Origin of the sequence: Runella sp. CRIBMP, from assembly GCF_009905605.1 — a bacterium.
Lineage (GTDB): Bacteria > Bacteroidota > Bacteroidia > Cytophagales > Spirosomataceae > Runella.
The window spans coordinates 912,926-930,122 of record NZ_JAAAKZ010000002.1 but is presented as its reverse complement, the minus strand read 5'-3'; the positions used below and the strand labels follow the sequence as shown (position 1 = coordinate 930,122).

At 43.8% G+C, this 17,197-nt stretch carries 14 protein-coding genes and 1 tRNA gene; 13 read left to right on the top strand and 2 right to left on the bottom strand.

Annotated elements, in window-relative coordinates; all coding sequences use genetic code 11:
* The first annotated feature begins 80 nt into the window (after positions 1–80).
* The 4 genes from GVN20_RS09015 (at position 81) to GVN20_RS09000 (ending at position 5,626) form a co-directional block, all read left to right on the top strand.
* Positions 81–1,508 carry a DUF4173 domain-containing protein gene (locus GVN20_RS09015; protein WP_166557988.1) on the top strand — a complete coding sequence of 476 codons (1,428 nt, stop codon included), beginning with the start codon at positions 81–83 and terminating at the stop codon, positions 1,506–1,508.
* A gap of 105 nt (positions 1,509–1,613) precedes the next feature.
* Positions 1,614–3,353, top strand: a complete 1,740-nt coding sequence (locus tag GVN20_RS09010; protein ID WP_166557987.1) for a GMC family oxidoreductase — start codon at positions 1,614–1,616, stop codon at positions 3,351–3,353.
* An 87-nt stretch (positions 3,354–3,440) separates the two neighbouring features.
* Positions 3,441–4,067: a gluconate 2-dehydrogenase subunit 3 family protein gene (locus tag GVN20_RS09005; RefSeq protein WP_166557986.1), complete on the top strand. Its 627-nt coding sequence runs from the start codon at positions 3,441–3,443 to the stop codon at positions 4,065–4,067.
* Positions 4,068–4,234: 167 nt separating this feature from the next.
* Positions 4,235–5,626: a gliding motility-associated C-terminal domain-containing protein gene (locus GVN20_RS09000; RefSeq protein WP_166557985.1), complete on the top strand. Its 1,392-nt coding sequence runs from the start codon at positions 4,235–4,237 to the stop codon at positions 5,624–5,626.
* Here the strand turns inward: GVN20_RS09000 and lpxK are convergent.
* A complete protein-coding gene (lpxK, locus tag GVN20_RS08995; protein ID WP_166557984.1) occupies positions 5,595–6,650 on the bottom strand; it encodes a tetraacyldisaccharide 4'-kinase in 1,056 nt (351 codons plus the stop codon). The genes GVN20_RS09000 and lpxK overlap by 32 nt on opposite strands.
* A gap of 78 nt (positions 6,651–6,728) precedes the next feature.
* Between lpxK and GVN20_RS08990 the strand changes: the two genes are divergently transcribed.
* The 7 genes from GVN20_RS08990 (at position 6,729) to GVN20_RS08960 (ending at position 13,990) form a co-directional block, all read left to right on the top strand.
* Positions 6,729–7,838: an o-succinylbenzoate synthase gene (locus tag GVN20_RS08990; protein WP_166557983.1), complete on the top strand. Its 1,110-nt coding sequence runs from the start codon at positions 6,729–6,731 to the stop codon at positions 7,836–7,838.
* 105 nt (positions 7,839–7,943) lie between these two features.
* Positions 7,944–8,636 (top strand): sulfite oxidase-like oxidoreductase, encoded by a 693-nt coding sequence (locus GVN20_RS08985; protein ID WP_166557982.1) that lies wholly within the window; start codon positions 7,944–7,946, stop codon positions 8,634–8,636.
* Positions 8,637–8,665: 29 nt separating this feature from the next.
* Entirely contained in the window at positions 8,666–10,117 is a 1,452-nt protein-coding gene (locus tag GVN20_RS08980) for a leucyl aminopeptidase (RefSeq protein WP_166557981.1), read from the top strand.
* Positions 10,118–10,229: 112 nt separating this feature from the next.
* Positions 10,230–12,047, top strand: a complete 1,818-nt coding sequence (locus GVN20_RS08975; RefSeq protein WP_166557980.1) for a DUF6089 family protein — start codon at positions 10,230–10,232, stop codon at positions 12,045–12,047.
* Positions 12,048–12,142: 95 nt separating this feature from the next.
* Positions 12,143–12,892 carry a DUF6089 family protein gene (locus GVN20_RS08970; protein ID WP_166557979.1) on the top strand — a complete coding sequence of 250 codons (750 nt, stop codon included), beginning with the start codon at positions 12,143–12,145 and terminating at the stop codon, positions 12,890–12,892.
* Between the two features lie 31 nt (positions 12,893–12,923).
* Positions 12,924–13,772 carry a UbiA family prenyltransferase gene (locus GVN20_RS08965; protein WP_166557978.1) on the top strand — a complete coding sequence of 283 codons (849 nt, stop codon included), beginning with the start codon at positions 12,924–12,926 and terminating at the stop codon, positions 13,770–13,772.
* A 142-nt stretch (positions 13,773–13,914) separates the two neighbouring features.
* A tRNA-Gly gene (locus GVN20_RS08960) sits at positions 13,915–13,990 on the top strand.
* A 95-nt stretch (positions 13,991–14,085) separates the two neighbouring features.
* On the opposite strand, the gene sppA is transcribed toward GVN20_RS08960, so the two are convergent.
* Positions 14,086–15,843 carry a signal peptide peptidase SppA gene (sppA, locus tag GVN20_RS08955; protein WP_166557977.1) on the bottom strand — a complete coding sequence of 586 codons (1,758 nt, stop codon included), beginning with the start codon at positions 15,841–15,843 and terminating at the stop codon, positions 14,086–14,088.
* 287 nt (positions 15,844–16,130) lie between these two features.
* Here sppA and GVN20_RS08950 point away from each other — a divergent pair, with 287 nt between their 5' ends.
* A complete protein-coding gene (locus GVN20_RS08950; RefSeq protein ID WP_166557976.1) occupies positions 16,131–16,442 on the top strand; it encodes a hypothetical protein in 312 nt (103 codons plus the stop codon).
* Positions 16,439–17,098, top strand: a complete 660-nt coding sequence (locus tag GVN20_RS08945; RefSeq protein WP_166557975.1) for an ABC transporter ATP-binding protein — start codon at positions 16,439–16,441, stop codon at positions 17,096–17,098. The genes GVN20_RS08950 and GVN20_RS08945 overlap by 4 nt, the downstream gene beginning before the upstream one ends.
* Positions 17,099–17,197: the final 99 nt, after the last annotated feature.

Genomic DNA, 17,197 nt, shown 5'->3' with positions numbered 1-17,197 from the left:
ATTGAAAAAATAGTAGGATAATGTGTTTATGATTTATTTACTTTGTAATACAAAGTACTTTTTAAACAAAAACAACTAACATGAACAAAACCAACTTGCTTTGGCTGACTGCGGTTGCGGTCCACACGTATTTGTTTTACAATCAGGCGCAGGGCTACAATGCGCCCGTATTCTCTTTGGTGCTTATCGTATTAGTGGGAGCGGCGCATCGAGCGTTACTTTCTTTTCGTTATTGGTGGATGGGTGCTACGATGCAATTGATTGCGGCCATCGCGGTGGGTTGGCATGTAAGTAGCTGGTTACAAGCAATATATGTGTGTTCGTTGTTTGTGTTTGTAGGCTTAACGTACGCTCCCCGAAGCAGTTTGCATTTGGCTTGGCTGAATGGCCTTGTGGGGGCATTTTTGGGAGGGTTTGCCAACCATCTACCTTTTTTAAGAAAAGAATTTAGTGCCCAAACGGGCAAAACTTTTCAAGGATTATTTCGCTTTAAGCCCTCTTTTTTGGTCCTTCCATTTTCGGTCACAACGGCCTTTTACTTTCTCTATAATTGGGCAAATCCAGCCTTTTCTGTCGATTTTTCTTTTTTTACAACCCACATAAATTTTTTATTTATCGGTGCTATTTTGATTGGGATAGTGTGGCTATGCCCTCTTTTTTTTCCGTGGGGCATTGAGTCAGCCGTAGAAGAAGATTCTAGAAGAAAGGATGAATTGGTGCGTATTAGAAAGGTGAAAAAGGGAATTTTGCCTTTAATGCTGCGGTATCAAAATCAGCAGGGAGTGTTACTTTTCGGAATGTTGAATGCGCTTATTTCCTGTTTTATCCTTTTTAATGTACTTCAAATGTTGATTCCAGACTTGCAGCAAACTCCGAAAGGATTTTCAGAACAGGTACACGAAGGGTTTAATGCGTTGCTTATCAGTGTTTTGGTGGCAATTTGGCTGATTATGTTTTATTTCAAAGCAAATCAAAATTTCTATCCAAAACGCAAACGGTTGGTGCAGCTTTCTCTGCTTTGGATTGTCCTGAATGGGCTTTTAACGGTATTTACATTCTATAAAAATGCGCTTTACATCGATGTTTTTGGGTTGACATTCAAGCGAATTTGGGTGTACATGGCGCTGGGATTGACGTTTGGAGGGCTGTTGTTTACTTTTATTAAAATTATATATTTGAAATCAAATTGGTACCTGATTCGTCGTACCTCTTGGTTGGTTTATGGCGTCCTTATTTGTTACGGTTTGGTGGATTGGGATAGGTTGATTACTTGGTATAATATTAAGGAAGCAAAAAACTTGGATATGGGCTACATTACAGAGCTAGGACCGACAAAATTGCCTTATTTACTGGAATTAATCCAACAAAAAGACGCACGAATTGTTGGTTTTGAGAATAAAATTAAAACCCAAATAAAAAACTGGAAATATTATCATCGGGAGCATCAAGATTGGCAGTCGCGAACGCTAGATGAGGATTGGTTGAGAAAAATAATGATAGAACAATAGTAAAGGCTGCCAGATATACAGTAATTGTAAGTCAAACGTTTCTTTATACCATTAAGCAAAAATTTTAAAAACCATTCTTGGTTACCTTTTTCAATAGACATACTTATGAGTTTTCAAATCAAAGAACAACCTATCGTTTATGATGTTTGCATCGTAGGCTCGGGTGCGGGAGGCGGGATGGCTGCCAAGGTTTTGGCAGAAGCAGGCGCTAAAGTCGCACTCATTGAGGCGGGACCTTGGTACGATCCTGCTGACCCTAAGTACATTACCCAGCTCAAGAATCCTTGGGAATCTCCCCGCCGGGGTGCTGGCAATCACCGTCCTTTTGGTGATTTCGACGCTGCTTGGGGAGGTTGGGAAATTGACGGGGAGCCCTATACCCGCAAGAGTGGTACGCAGTTTGACTGGTTCCGTTCGCGGATGCTAGGCGGCCGTACCAACCACTGGGGGCGGATTTCGCTGCGTTTTGGTCCATTGGATTTTAAACGTAAAGATGTTGACGGACTTGGCGACAACTGGCCCATCGGCTACGAAGATGTGAAGCCGTACTACGATAAAGTAGACCGATTGGTGGGTGTTTTTGGAAGTATTGAAAACATTGAGAATGAACCCGACGGCCTCTTTTTGCCTCCTCCCAAACCGCGTTTGCACGAGTTGATGTTGAAGCAAGCTGGTAAGAAAGCAGGAATTCCCGTGATTCCGTCGCGCCTTTCTATCCTTACAAAACCCATCAATAAAGACCGGGGTGCGTGTTTTTATTGCTCGCAGTGTAGCCGTGGATGTCAGGCGTATGCCGATTTCTCCTCCTCTTCGGTATTGGTAAAACCTGCCGTAAAAACGGGCAACGTCAAAGTATTTACCAACGCAATGGCGCGTGAAGTAATTACGAACCAGGATGGTAGAGCAACAGGGGTTTCTTTCGTAGACAAAAACAATTTACAGGAATATACCGTTAAAGCGAAGATTGTAGTGCTGGCAGCAAGTGCCTGCGAATCAGCTCGTTTGTTGATGAACTCTAAGTCGTCGCGCCATACCAAAGGTCTTGGTAACTCAAGCGGTGTACTTGGTAAATACTTGCACGATTCGACCGGTGCTAGTCGCAGTGCCTTTTTGCCCCACTTGGTTGATCGTAAGCGCTACAACGAAGATGGAGTAGGAGGTATGCACGTGTACACGCCTTGGTGGTTGAACGGCAAAAAACTTGATTTCCCTCGTGGATATCACATCGAATACGGTGGCGGTATGGGGATGCCAGGCTACGGTTTTGGTTTTGGAATGGAGAATATCAACGGAAAATATCCTAACAAAGAAGGTAAGATTAAACCAGCAGGTGGGTACGGACTTTCGTTGAAAGAAGATTATCGTCATTTTTACGGAGCCAACTTCGGAATGGCAGGTCGTGGGGAGGCTATCGCGCGGGAGGATAACTTCTGCGAAATTGACCCTAATGTGGTTGATAAGTACGGAATTCCAGTGTTGCGCTTCCAATACACTTGGTCTGAGCACGAGATTAAGCAAGCAAAACACATGCAAGATACGTTTGAAGAAATTATCGCAGCAATGGGTGGTATCGCAAATGGTTCTAAACCTGGCCCTGAATCAAACTATGGATTGGCCGCTCCTGGGCGGATTATTCACGAAGTAGGAACCACGCGGATGGGAGATGATCCATCCAAATCTGTGACCAACCGTTACAGTCAGCTGCACGATGCAGACAACGTGTTTGTGGTGGATGCGGGAACCTTTGTTTCGCAGGCCGATAAAAACCCGACTTGGACCATTTTGGCCCTTTCGATGCGTGCCTCTGAGTACATTATTGACCAACGTAAAAAAGCGAATTTATAATTAAGTGGTTTGTGATTGGAGATTCATAAATAGTTGATTATCAATATTTATTTTTCTTTAATCACCCACTGCCAACCACTCAAAAAGATGAAACGCAGAGATACATTAAAAGCCCTGTCGTTGGGAACCCTGACCGCTACGATTGCGGGTACAGAAGCCCACGCTGATGTTCCCAAGAAGGCCGTACCACCTTCTTTGTCAGATTTTAAGAATGGAAAAAGTGCGGCAGAATTGGCCCGGGATGCCAAAATTGCCGCCGAGAAGTTTTTTACGCTGCATGAACTACAGACGATTCGTGTGCTGGCCGATTATATCATCCCTGCAGATGGTCAATTTGGTGGCGCAACGGAAGCGAAAGTGGCGGAGTTTATTGAATTTATCGTAAAAGATATGCCCCAGCACCAAACGCCAATGCGTGGAGGTTTGCTATGGTTGGATACTGCCTGTGTAAAACAATTTGGCAAAAAGTTTGTAGCCTGCCCTAAAGCGCAACAAATCCAAATGCTTGACCAAATTGCATATCCCGGACAAGCAAAGCCCGAGATGAGTCAAGGGGTAGCATTTTTTAACCTGATGCGCAATCTGACGGCTACGGGCTACTTTACTACAGAGGTAGGATTCAAGTACTTAGGCTACGTAGGCAACCGCCCCAATGCATGGGATGGCGTGCCTGAAGATGTGTTGAAGCAGTACGGATTAAGTTATGATTCATAATTAATTCAACCCTTTAATCGTAATTTTAAATAGCGGGCACAATTTTTGTCCCGCTATTTTGTTATGAATATCAAAAGGCTCAAAAAATGCAATTTTTGGGAAAATTATATCTAATAATAACCTTTACTTTTTGCAGACTCCCGCTTATTCAATCCAAAAAGCGGTATTTGCTGTTTCTTACCATTGGGCTTACTACTTCGTTGGCCTTTGGGCAACAAATAGTAGATAACCAGTGCAATATTATTCCTGGAGGATGGGCAACGGGGGAGTTTAATATCCTCAATGAGGTAGGTTGTGCGCCTTTGCAAGTACGAATCTCCAATAAACAAATTATCTCTTACAAAAATAGCTACATATTTGATTATAAAGGTGGGAATCCTGATACATATAAAACCACTACCGACTCGATTTTTCCTTATACAAAGCCAGGCTTATATTATGTAATGAAGCTATCGGAAACGGCTACGGGAGTGCGCCAAAGGGCGTGTCGAGTAGTGACTGTGCAGAATCCTACACCGCCCACCTTTAGGGTTTTGATATGTTCTAACGGAAAGGCTAATCTAACGATTACCAATCACGCTGTGACTGAATATGAAGCCTATGATGTTGATTGGGGCGATGGTCAATTTACTATTCTCAACAAATTAAATCTGCTAGCTACCCACAAATATACAGACAAAACATCTAAGATCATCACAGTTTACGGTCGGCACCGCATCAGTAACTGCGGTGGAAAAAGCAGCCAAACCCTTTCACTAGATTCGGAAGCAAAGCCCGCTATTCTCTCAAAACTTGAAATGCTGGATGCTACGACTGGAGAGTTAACAGTAACCAATCCTAACCAACTTGAGCTAGAAATCTTTCGACAAGAAGGGGGAGGTGGTTTCAGAACACTCGGAACGGTGGTGAAGAATGTAGAGGAAAAAGTAAAAGTACTGGTCGACACAAATAAGATATTTTGCTACAAACTTAAGGCCCGGGATAGCTGTGTGGCGTCGTTAGAGTCAAACGTATTGTGCAGCAGTTTTATCAAGTTAACCAAAGAAGCGGATGCAAATGTGGTTAGCATTGTGCCCTATTTATATCCTTCGGACATAAAAGGGATGACGGTAACGCGTAATGATGAAAATTGGTGGAATCCGACGTTTTCGCAATGGTTTAAGCCCGATAATGAAGGTAATTGCGGGATCAAAACCTGCTATCGTCTCCAAATTAACACCAAAGACGCAACCATCCTTTCCAATAGGCTGTGTACTGACGCGCCAGCCTCACTTTGTAATCCGTTCGGCAGTCTTTTTGTTCCAGATGCTTTTACTCCGAATGGAGATGGAGCCAATGATTTTTTTGAAGTAAAAGGTGAAATTGAAGGAGAGCCGCAAGTGATGATTTATGATCGTTGGGGTTCTGTTGTATTCCGAAACAGTGTGAATGTACGTTTTTGGAACGGGATGATTAATGGAAGCCCAGCCCCCGCGGGCGCCTATTTATACCGTATCAAGGTCACTGATAAAATTGGACGAACGTTTATTAAACGCGGCACTGTTTCGCTGCTTCGTTGATAATATATTGGTCAAATGTGGGTGAATCAAAGCCAACCCTGATGGGCCAGTAATAAAACCGTGCTTCTTGTAATCCCATTTTTTCAAGTAAGGGAAAAAGCTTCACCCAATCTTTCTCAGTGGTTAATATAGGCGATTTCTGCGCCATTTTGGCAAACGTCCTGACGTCTTCTTCGATGTAATTGTGGTGGTCGCCAAGAGTAGTATGCACTATTATTTTATAAATAGCAGAGGCTGCTTCTTCAAATAATGCTGGTTGCGCAATTCCAGAAATTAGGCTTATTGATTGGTTATCAATTAATAATGGCAAATGATTGAAGTAAGGAACGGGAGTTTCGTACCTAAAGGACGAAAAAAATATTGGGGTTGATGGCAAGGTAAATTTCTGAATTTGACGTACTATTTCATTTTTATCCGTGTCCGTTAGGTGCTGTGGGCATTTAGTGACGATAACGGCGTTGGCGCGCTTGGCCCCCCGCCTGAATTCCCGCAATAGGCCCATCGGAAGTACATAATCTTGGTAAAAAAGCCGTCGGTAGTCGGTCAATAAGAGGTTAAGGTGGGGGCGAATGGCGCGGTGCTGAAAGGCATCATCCAGCAAAATGATTTGGGTATTTGGTTTTTCTTTTTCAATTCGCTGAATACCTTCAACCCGTTTTTCACAAACGAACACGGGTGTTTGATGACCGAATTTGTGGTAAAATTGTAACGGCTCATCGCCAACTTCAATTGCGGTAGATTGGTCTGTCACTTCTCGGTAACCCTTCGTTTTTCTTCCGTAGCCTCTGCTCAAAATGGCTATTTCCCAATCAGCACTCAAAAGTCGCTGTAAGTACTCAATATGAGGCGTTTTACCCGTACCGCCGACTGTCAAATTTCCAATATTAATGGTATATAATTCTGATTGGTATATTTTTTTTAAATCATTGTTATACAAATAATTACGGATATAGGTGACGATGCCATACAGGACGCTCAGCGGCCAAAGTATCCATCGCAATACGTTTGATAACTTTCTTAACATTTTCTTAAAATGACTTTGGCAAAGTAAGGGATTTTTCTCTATTTTGTGAACCTGCTTACCCCAAACATTGTCTTTCGAATGCCCTTACAAGTTCACTATCAGCCTTATAAACTGAATTTTCGGTTTGCCGCCGGTACTTCCAGGGGTATCTTGACAGAAAAAACGTCCTGGTTAATCAAAATATATGATGACGACATTCCTACCGTTATTGGTATCGGGGAGTGCGGGCCGTTGAGTGGCCTCAGCATTGACGATCGACCTGATTTTGAGGATATGCTCCAAAGTATTTGTCAAGAATTTAATAAATTAGATCTTGAGATTTACAGCTGGAATATCCCCATTATTCTCGAACAACTAATTGGCAGTCAGTGGCCTTCGCTTCGTTTTGGGTTTGAGTCAGCCATGCTGGATTACCTCAATGGGGGTAAAAGAGTGCTGTTTGATAATGCTTTTGTCAAGCAACAAAAACGAATTCCAATCAATGGCCTTGTATGGATGGGTAGCCATGAGGCCATGCTTCGGCAAGTAGAAGAGAAAATTTCCGATGGATTCACCACCATCAAACTGAAAATCGGTGCGATTGACTTTGAAGAGGAATGCGAAATCTTGGCGTACATCCGTCGCCATTTTTCTGCTCAAGAAATTACACTTCGGGTGGATGCCAATGGCGCGTTTACGGCGTCTACGGTGTATGACAAGCTGAATAAGTTGGCTGAATATGACCTTCATTCGATAGAACAGCCCATTAAGCCAAAACAAAGGGAGTTGATGGCCGAACTATGCGAAAAGTCGCCCGTGCCGATTGCCTTGGATGAAGAGCTTATCGGAACCTTCGATTACGCCGAAAAAAGGCGCTTATTGAAACAGCTAAAACCCAAATATATTGTTCTAAAGCCAACGCTCCTCGGAGGATTTGAGCAGACTCGTGAATGGATAGAAACCGCCCAACGGCTGGATATTGGGTGGTGGATTACCTCTGCGCTCGAATCAAACATCGGATTGAATGCCATCTCTCAATTTACGGCAGAGTTTGATAATGCTCTCCCCCAAGGACTGGGAACGGGGCAGTTATACCATAACAATATTCCAAGTCCGTTGCTCATTGATCAGGGGCACCTCCATTACGACCTCCTTCAACCTTGGGACTTCGGTGTGTTGAATTCCAGCCGTATTTCTTCAACGGCCTAGTATTTTACGAACTTTTATTTGTTTGAGTCGTTAAGTAAATGAAAAGAAACCTTTCGGAGAATGGATTCTGTTTCGGCGTTTTCTACTAACAAATGATGTAAAAACATGGAAGAAAGCAGTAAACTCGATAAAATCATTGAGGCTCGGATGAAGCTAAAGGCTCGTTTTGAGGATAAAATGAAAAACACGCCGTCGATGGCGGATGAACGTCCACAGGGGCATGGTGAAATCAATCGCCATGGTATGCCGCAAATTCCGGTTGGGCAAACTCTGACTACCAAATGGCCCGTGCTAGATTTGGGGTACCAACCCAACGTAACCCTCGACCGCTGGCGATTGTACATTGACGGTGAAGTTGAAAATCCTGTTGTTTTAAAATGGGAAGATTTCATGGCGTTGCCCCAAACCGAAGATACCTCTGATTTTCATTGTGTAACCACTTGGTCAAAACTCGATATGTCGTGGGTGGGGGTTCGTTTATTAGATTTGGCGGCGCTGGTGCAGCCCAAAGAAACCGCTACCCACCTGATGTGTTATGGATATGATACGTATACCACCAACGTGTCGCTAGAAGAAGCCCTCAAACCTGATGTATTATTGGCGCATACGGTGTATGGGGAGCCTTTGCCCAAAGAGCACGGTGGCCCCGTTCGGATGATTACACCGCAGCTATATGCGTGGAAAGGTTCAAAATGGATTAAAAGAATCGAGTTCTTGGATAAAAATAAACGCGGTTTTTGGGAAGAACGCGGATACTCAAATACGGCCTATCCTTGGAGAAATGACCGTTACAGCTAGAGATATGAATAATTGATTCAATATTGTTTATGGAAATTCAAATTGTTGGTATGCTTCATCCCGAAACCGAAGCGATTATTTATTTATTTCGTCAAAGTGATGATTTAGGCGACCGATTAAACATCTTTTCGAACGCTATTTTCCTGAAAGAAGATTTTAAAGCGGAAGCCAAACAAGTGGTAACGATTTACGAAAATGGTCGAAAAGTATATTTAGTAGGGTTAGGTAAAACACCGAAAGAGACCGATTTTATTAAAGCGCTTCGTTCGTTTATTTATAAACAAAAAAGGAACCTGCCCAACGTCATTGCGATTGAACTCCAAACTGGCGGAATTGAGAATGAGTGGGTAGAGGTGATTGCAAATGGCTGTATTTTAGGTGATTATGATTTGGATTTGTACAAAACGAAAAAGAAAGAGGGGCTGACAATCTTTGATAAAGCCGCTAAATTGCAAATCATTGTTGCCGAAGATGCCATCGAATCGGCTACCCAACAAGCGCAGCGAGGTGAAGCAATTGCACAGACTCAAATCCGAATCATGGATCTGATGAATGCGCCTTCCAATAAAAAATCACCCCAAAGTTTGGCCGAGTGGGCCGTTGAGTCTGGTCAGAGATACGGTTATTCTGTCACCGTTTGGGATGAAAAGCAGTGTGAAGAAGAAGGATTTCAAGCACTTTTAGCCGTGAGTCTGGGCAGTAAAAATCCGCCCAGATTTATATTATTGGAATACAAACACCCGCAGGTAACTGAAAAAATAGGTCTGGTTGGCAAAGGTGTTACTTTCGATACGGGAGGAATATCGCTGAAGCAATCGACCAATATGCACTACATGAAATCCGACATGGGCGGGGCGGCGGCGGTATTGGGTACGATTGAAGCCGCTGCTAAACTAAAACTCCCCGTTCATTTGATAGGAGCAATTCCCGCCACCGAAAACAGCATCGACGGATTGGCCACAAAGCCTGGTGATGTGGTGGGAAGTTATTCGGGCAAAACCATTGAAATTATTGATACCGATGCCGAAGGACGGGTTATTTTGGCCGATGCGCTCAGTTATCTTGTGCGAATCGCAAAGCCAGATGCCATGATTGATTTGGCAACGTTGACGGGGAGTTGTATTGCCACCTTAGGTTATTCGGCGGCGGGATTGTTTACCAACAACGAGCAGCTTGCCAAAGATTTGTACGATTCGGGGCAACAAACGGGCGAAAAGCTATGGCGTTTGCCGCTCTGGGACGATTATAAAGAAGAGTTGACTTCTGATGTAGCCGATGTCAAAAACTTTCATGGGAAGCCTTTTGCGGGAGCGATTGTTGCGGCAAAATTTTTAGAAGTATTCACAGAAGAGCATCCGCGCTGGGCACATCTGGATATTGCAGGAACAGCTTTTGCGGACTCTGAATTTGGCACCATGAAATCGGCTACTGCATACGGTGTTAGATTGTTGTTGCGATGGCTGCAAGGAAAACGCGGATGATTTATCCAGTGGACGTTTGGTAATTCAGCCGTGTTCTATTAGCTTTAAGCCTTGATTTTACCCATTAAAAAAGCCATTAAGCTACCTTTTCAATTTAATTTGACGAATTTCTATGAAGCTAACTGTACGATTTGCGCTTATGGCCATGTTAGTGGTTGTCGGCCCAGCTTATAGTCAACAGGTTTACAAACGGTGGGAACTAGGCGCTGGAGTGGGCTGGTCTGGGTATCTGGGCGACCTCAATAAATCTGATTTTTTTTCACAGGAGCCTAAAATGAGCGGTGGCTTTTTGGGCCGCTATCATATCAGTCGCAACTGGGCATTGCGGGGCGCTTTGACGTTTGGTACTTTATCTGGCAACGATGCCAATTTCGAAGACCGGAAAGTCAGAGGCTTCAAAACGCGCTCATCGCTTACCGATTTGTCGGCGATTGTGGAATATGATTTCTTGGGTAAAAACCGTTTTAAATACGATTCTACAGCCTTTCAAGTGCGCTTTAAACGCAAGTTATCTCCTTATTTATTTACGGGAGCAGGGGTTGGATTCACCAATCCTAAACCTGATTTTACGGGTACAGCATCCACTCCCGCTAATTTTCGTCAGGGAGCAATTGCCGATCAGGCCGCCGATTATTCTAAATCCAACTTTGTCATTCCTTTTGGAATTGGGGTTCGATACGATTTGTCTGAAAAGTGGGTAGTGAGTGCCGAAGCTGGTTTCCGGTTAGCTTTTTCTGATTATTTGGATGGGATAAGCCAAGGCGCTAATCCCAATCGTGACGACCGTTATAAGCTTTCAACGCTTGCCATAACATACCGCTTTGATCATCAAGATAAAGACCGTGACGGTATTCCTGATGAAAAAGATGCGTGCCCTAATGAGCCTGGTTCGGTTAGAATGAAAGGATGCCCAGATAAAGACAACGACGGCGTTGCCGATAAAGACGATGATTGTCCAGACGTAGCAGGTTTGCAATCCATGAAAGGGTGCCCTGATACCGATGGTGATGGAATCCGTGATAAAGACGATAGCTGTCCTACCGAAGCGGGTATTGCGTCATTGCAAGGCTGCCCTGACAAAGATAAAGATGGTATTGCCGACAAAGACGACGCTTGTCCAGATGTGGCTGGTTTGGCCAATCTAAAAGGTTGTCCTGACCGTGATAAAGATGGTATTACCGACAAAGACGATACCTGCCCCGACGCCGCTGGTTTGGCCCAATTTGGTGGTTGTCCTGATACGGATGGAGATGGTATTCCTGACAAAGATGATACCTGTCCAAATGTTGCTGGTAAAGCAGATTTGAAAGGCTGCCCCGATGCAGACAACGACGGCGTGGCCGACAAAGATGATGCCTGTCCGACGGTGGCTGGAGTAGCTCAATTCAACGGTTGCCCAGATACGGATGGCGACGGTGTCGAAGATTCCAAAGATCGTTGCCCAGAGGTAGCTGGTAAGCCTGAGTTTGAAGGTTGCGTTGATGCCAAAGCGTTGCAGGTTGTTATCAAAGCGGCTGAGAAAAAAGCCCGCTTAGAAGCTGAATTGGCTAAAAAACAAAAAGTAGCTATTGACCCTGCAAAACTAGTGGTTGACTTCAAAGTGGAGTCGATTCTCTTTTCGACCAACAGCGCGGTGATACAAGACAAATACAAATCAATTCTTGATGGTTTGGTGGATGTACTTGCTAAGAATCCATCGTACATGCTGCGTTTGTCGGGACACGCCGACAGTAGAGGCTCCAAAGCTTATAACGAAAAGCTGTCAGAAGCGAGAGCGAAGGCTTGTTTGGAGTATTTATTGCTGAAAGGAGTAAGTGCTCCACGGATTGTGATTCAAGGCTTGGGTGAAAGCTTACCTGCGGCTGAGAATACCAACGAGGCAGGCCGCAAAATAAATCGCCGGGTGGAAGTGGAAGCATTTCGACAATAACCAAAATTGATAAATCGTTTTCTAAGCCGAGCAGGAGATTAACTTCTTGTTCGGCTTTTTTTGTACGGCTAAAATACAGTAACTGGCATTTGTAAATGCGCTATTTATACGTCCGTTTTTTATTGCTGCTTTTTATCAACTCGTTCATTGTTAACGCACAAGACCGATTTGAAGTTGGGGTATTTGGAGGTAGCTCAGGGTATTTGGGGGATTTAAACAAGTCAGATATTTTTTCCAAAGAGCCAAAGCCTTCGTTTGGGGTGATAGGCCGCTATAATTTTTCTGATTATATCGCACTTAAAGCTGGTTTGAGCAACGGTAGGCTTTCGGGCAAAGACAGTCATTATCCCGACCGTGCCTTTCGTAATTTTACAACGACCACGCCATTGACGGAGGTTTCTGCCCAATTTGAGTGGCACCCTTGGCCGCTAACCCAACCGCGATTGAGATACAGGTTTTCACCGTCATTTTCTCCCTTTCTCTTTGCAGGCCTTGGATTTGTGCGAACAAAACCCAAGGCTGATTTAGAAAATATGATTGTTGAAAAGCCCCAATTTGTGCAAGGAGCTGCCATTGACCGTAGCGCGGTGTATAAGTCAATTCACGGGGTTGTTCCTTTCGGGCTAGGGGTTAAGTACCGATTCCATCCGCAATGGACCCTCGCCGCTGAGGCAGGTTTCCGCATTACTTTTTCTGACTATTTGGACGGAATCAGTTTTGCGGGTAACCCTGCAAAAACGGATAGGTACATCATTTCGGGAATAAGTGTTGTCTATCGCTTCAATAAAAGACCCTTTGGGTTTAAGATTCGTAACCCAACCAAGTGTGATTTTGTGCAAGAATGAGTACTTTTAGCTTCTATTTTCACAACTTTGCATGAAAAACATTCTCCTTCATCTTCGAATTCCGTTTTCTTTTTTCTTACTACCCATTTTTTTGTTTGCGCTCAGTCAGTCGCCGCATCCCGATACCGCTAAAGGTTGGTGGGTATTTTTTATCCTGCATTTTTTGCTCTTTCCAGCAAGCAACGCCTACAATAGCTATTACGATAAAGATGAAGGGAGTATTGGTTTGCTTGAAACGCCTCCGCCCGTCACTAAAGAGTTGTATTACGTCGCGTGGGTGTGTGATATTCTGGCGTTGGTACTGGGATGGTTGTTTGTAGGAGAACTATTTACGGGGTATTTGCTGATTTATGGTTTAATTTCAAAGGCATACAGTCACCCGTTGGTTCGGTTGAAGAAGTACCCGATTTTAAGTTGGGTTATAGTCACCATTTTTCAGGGTGCGCTTACGTACTTGGCCGTGTTTCAATCCATCAATAACCTACAAACCTTTGCGTCACTTATTCCGCAATTACTACCCGCATTGGTTTGTACATCCAATTTGTTGGCTATTTATCCGCTTACGCAAGTGTACCAACACGAAGAAGATGCCAAACGCGGCGATATGACCATGAGCCGACTGCTGGGAATTAAGGGAACATTTCTCAATGCTTGTTTTTGGCTTCTGCTGTCGGGGGGAGGGTATTTGGGTTATTTTGGGTTTACGTTACCGTTATTGCTTTTGGTCATTTTGCTCTTTCCGTTGTTGGCCTTTTTTGGATGGTGGACTTGGAAGACGTGGGATGACGAACATAATGCCAATTTTAGAAATACTATGAGGTTAAACCTATTGGCGAGCGTATGCCTCAATATTTTTTTTGGAATTCTCTGTTTTCTATAATGGTCCTAACATTCTGATAATCATGTATACAGGTTAAAATGGGCTTTTTATTTAAAAAAAAAGCCCATTTTTTTTGAATAAAAACTTGCATCATATACACCAAAAGACTACTTTTGCACCACCAAATCACGGTAAAACATACGCGAAAGTAGCTCAGCTGGTAGAGCGCGACCTTGCCAAGGTCGAGGTCGCGGGTTCGAACCCCGTCTTTCGCTCCACAAAGTCCCGTTCACGCGGGACTTTTTTTATTTTGGGCCACAAAAAAATCCCCCAACTAACTGAATCGGGGGATTTTTGTGATAGTTGTGCGTGATTATTTGATCACTATATCATACGGTAGGCGGGCTTGCGTTCCTTGCATTTGTTGCAGTTTCTTTAAGACTTTGAGGTAAGGAGCAAAATCACCTAATTTTTGTTGCATCAATTGCTCTTCGGCGTTACCTGTAAGTTTATTGATGAACTGTTCTACCATATTTTTCTCCGCAGGGTATTTGATACGGTAATCGCCTTCTTTCAATTTAGCGGCTTTGGCGGCTACCTGAATGGCTTTATCCAACCCACCAAATTCGTCAATTAACCCATTTTCTTTTGCTTCTTTACCCGACCAAACCCGACCTGAAGCCAAAGCTTGAAGTTTTGCAAGGGGCATTTTGCGCCCTTCGGCGGCTTTGCGCGTAAAAGTGGCGTAAATGTTTTCGGTACTCTTTTGCAGACGATTGTTCTCGAAAGGAGTCATGTCGCGGGTTACCGAAGGCCAATCGGCGTGGGCGTTGGTGTTGACGCGGTCGAACGTAATGCCCAATTTATTGCGGAAGGTATCTTCAAAGTTGAACAGCACGCTGAACACCCCGATAGAGCCAGTAATCGTGTTGGGTTGAGCTACAATTTTATCGCAGCCCATCGCCATGTAATAGCCACCAGAGGCTGCTACGTCCGACATGGAAGCAATCACGGGTTTTTCCTTGCGGGTCAGCTGCACTTCGCGCCACATAACATCAGAAGCCAAGGCGCTGCCTCCTGGAGAGTTGATTCTGAGGACTACCGCTTTTACTTTTTTGTCTTTGCGCGCTTTGCGAAGTTCCTCCATGATGGTTTCAGAGCCAATATTTCCGTCGTTGCTTTTGCCTGACATGATGGCGCCTTCTCCTATAATGACCGCAATTCTGCGGTCAGATGGCCCGTCTTTAATGAGCTTATCGGCTTTGATGTATTTGCCAAGGCCAACAAATTTGATTTTATCGTCCTCTTTCAGTTTTAGCTCGTTTTTCAGGGAATTTTCTACTTCGTCATAATAACCTACGTGGGTGATGAGCTTATATTTGAGGGCATCTTGAGGGGCATCTATGGATAAAGAATCGGCCAAGTTTTTGAGCTGGGCGGCAGAAATGCCTCGCGATTTTGCAATATTTTCAACGGCATGATTAAAAATGGTGTTAATCAAAACCTGATTCTGCAACTTACTGGCGTCGCTCATATTTTCGCGGAAGAAAGGCTCCACGGCACTTTTATATTCACCCACCCGAAACACCAACGGCTTTATCTCAAGTTTGTCAAGGGTTCCTTTATAGAAATCATATTCGGCACTGAGACCGTTCCATTCCATTCCTCCAGCGGGGTTGAGGTATATTTTGTCGGCAACAGATGCCAAGTAATAGGCTTTCTCGGTCATTACCTCCCCGTAGGCGTACACAAATTTCTTGGATTTCTTGAAATCAATGATTGCATCGCGAATTTCTTCGGCCGAGGCCCAGCCCACCATCGGGTATTGAACGTCCAAGTAAACACCCTTGATGTTGGGGTCGAGTTTTGCATTGGCCAAGGCAGATTTTATATCAAGCAGGCCAATGACATCTCCCTGTCCGCCAGTGAACTCTGCAAAAGGGTTGTCAACGGAAACTTCCTGAATGGAATTGTTTAAATTTAATTTAAGAACGGAGTTTTTCTCAACGTTGGTTTTTTCTTCCGATGAGCCGAGCGCCGCTGCTAAACCGATAAACAAAAAGAAGCCCAGTAACGAGAAAAGAAATAAACCGACGATGGTTGCGAAAACATATTTAATGAACTGCCACATAAACGATTGGGTAATTAAGTGATTTTGAGATTAAAGGGGTAAAGTCAGAGAGAACCTGTGGTTTTTGCTTCTGCTTATAATACGACTTGGTAACTTGATTTGGTTGGTTAAATAACAAACAAAAGTACGGTTTTGATGGCCGAGGCGGAGGTGTTTATGTTAAATGGCGGTATCGGTTTACGAAAGGGAATATGTTTACACGAATTTTAGGAACCAAAATTCTTAAAGTTTCTTAACGTGCTCACAACGTGTCAGACTGCTTGTTAGCTTGCCGAAAATTCAATTTTATGCTTTCCGTTGTTTGGCTTTTTTATCGTCAGTTTTGGTTTTTTACGAATGCCGTTTCGTGGGGAGGATGGCTGGTGGCTCAAGTGCCTTTGGGCGACGACTTGTGGCTGCTATTTGGGCCGCTTTTCTGGCTTAAATTCGCCTCATTTGGCGTTATTTGGTATTTTATGCATACTTTTTCGCGTCAAAAATATCTTTTTTACCAAAACATGGGGCATTCCATTCCACGACTTTTTGTGGGCGCTTTTGGTCTTGATATGTTGTTGTTTTTCGGGGGATTGGCACTCATCAATTGGTTAATTCAGGTATGAAATTTTTTAAATGTTTGGAGGCTGATAGCATTGAACTTGCTTATGGTGAGCGAAAAATTCTGCAAAGCATTTACCTGAAAATGCCTTTGGGCGAAGTTACGGCTATTTTAGGGAGAAATGGTTGTGGAAAATCAAGTTTGCTTCAAATCATTTTCGGGACCTTGAAGCCAGTATTTAAGTCGGTGCGCTGGGACGGGCGTTTTGTTGAATTTCCTTATCGGGAGAATGACCTTGTGCGGTATTTGCCCCAACATCCCCTCACGCCGCCCTCGCTGCGTGTACAGGAAGCGTTTAAATGGTATGATTCTGTGGTCGATGATTCCTTCGGTGAAAGATGGCAAATGGTTAAAAATAAGCGTTTTGGTGAGCTGTCAGGCGGGGAGAGGCGGTTTTGGGAAACGTTATTGATTCTTTTCTCCCCCGTTCAATATGTTTTGTTGGATGAGCCTTTTTCGCACCTTGCACCCATTTATGTGGAGGAGTTGAAATGGCTGATTAGGTCCCAAAAGGCTCAAAAAGGAATTCTTATCACCGATCACCTATACCGAGACGTTTTGGACATTGCCGATCAAACCTATTTTTTGCAAAATGGCACGACCTATTTGTTAACTAATCCACTCCGTGATTTGATGGATAGGGGGTATATTCCTGAGTGATAAAATGAAGGCTATTTGCGCAAAAATTCGTTACTTTGTCGCTTGGTTCTGGTTAAGAAAAAAGAGGGAAGGATTGAGAGAATTGAGCCTGACTTTTTA

What these genes read in the sequence shown, in the direction of transcription:
- GVN20_RS09015 (WP_166557988.1), top strand. Translation starts at nt 81, where the DNA reads ATGAACAAAACCAACTTGCTTTGGCTGACTGCGGTTGCGGTCCACACG.
- GVN20_RS08970 (WP_166557979.1), top strand. Translation starts at nt 12,143, where the DNA reads ATGCGCTATTTATACGTCCGTTTTTTATTGCTGCTTTTTATCAACTCG.
- GVN20_RS08975 (WP_166557980.1), top strand. Translation starts at nt 10,230, where the DNA reads ATGAAGCTAACTGTACGATTTGCGCTTATGGCCATGTTAGTGGTTGTC.
- GVN20_RS08945 (WP_166557975.1), top strand. Translation starts at nt 16,439, where the DNA reads ATGAAATTTTTTAAATGTTTGGAGGCTGATAGCATTGAACTTGCTTAT.
- GVN20_RS08950 (WP_166557976.1), top strand. Translation starts at nt 16,131, where the DNA reads ATGCTTTCCGTTGTTTGGCTTTTTTATCGTCAGTTTTGGTTTTTTACG.
- GVN20_RS08990 (WP_166557983.1), top strand. Translation starts at nt 6,729, where the DNA reads ATGCCCTTACAAGTTCACTATCAGCCTTATAAACTGAATTTTCGGTTT.
- GVN20_RS09005 (WP_166557986.1), top strand. Translation starts at nt 3,441, where the DNA reads ATGAAACGCAGAGATACATTAAAAGCCCTGTCGTTGGGAACCCTGACC.
- GVN20_RS08985 (WP_166557982.1), top strand. Translation starts at nt 7,944, where the DNA reads ATGGAAGAAAGCAGTAAACTCGATAAAATCATTGAGGCTCGGATGAAG.
- sppA (WP_166557977.1), bottom strand. Translation starts at nt 15,843, where the DNA reads ATGTGGCAGTTCATTAAATATGTTTTCGCAACCATCGTCGGTTTATTT.
- GVN20_RS09010 (WP_166557987.1), top strand. Translation starts at nt 1,614, where the DNA reads ATGAGTTTTCAAATCAAAGAACAACCTATCGTTTATGATGTTTGCATC.
- lpxK (WP_166557984.1), bottom strand. Translation starts at nt 6,650, where the DNA reads ATGTTAAGAAAGTTATCAAACGTATTGCGATGGATACTTTGGCCGCTG.
- GVN20_RS08965 (WP_166557978.1), top strand. Translation starts at nt 12,924, where the DNA reads ATGAAAAACATTCTCCTTCATCTTCGAATTCCGTTTTCTTTTTTCTTA.
- GVN20_RS08980 (WP_166557981.1), top strand. Translation starts at nt 8,666, where the DNA reads ATGGAAATTCAAATTGTTGGTATGCTTCATCCCGAAACCGAAGCGATT.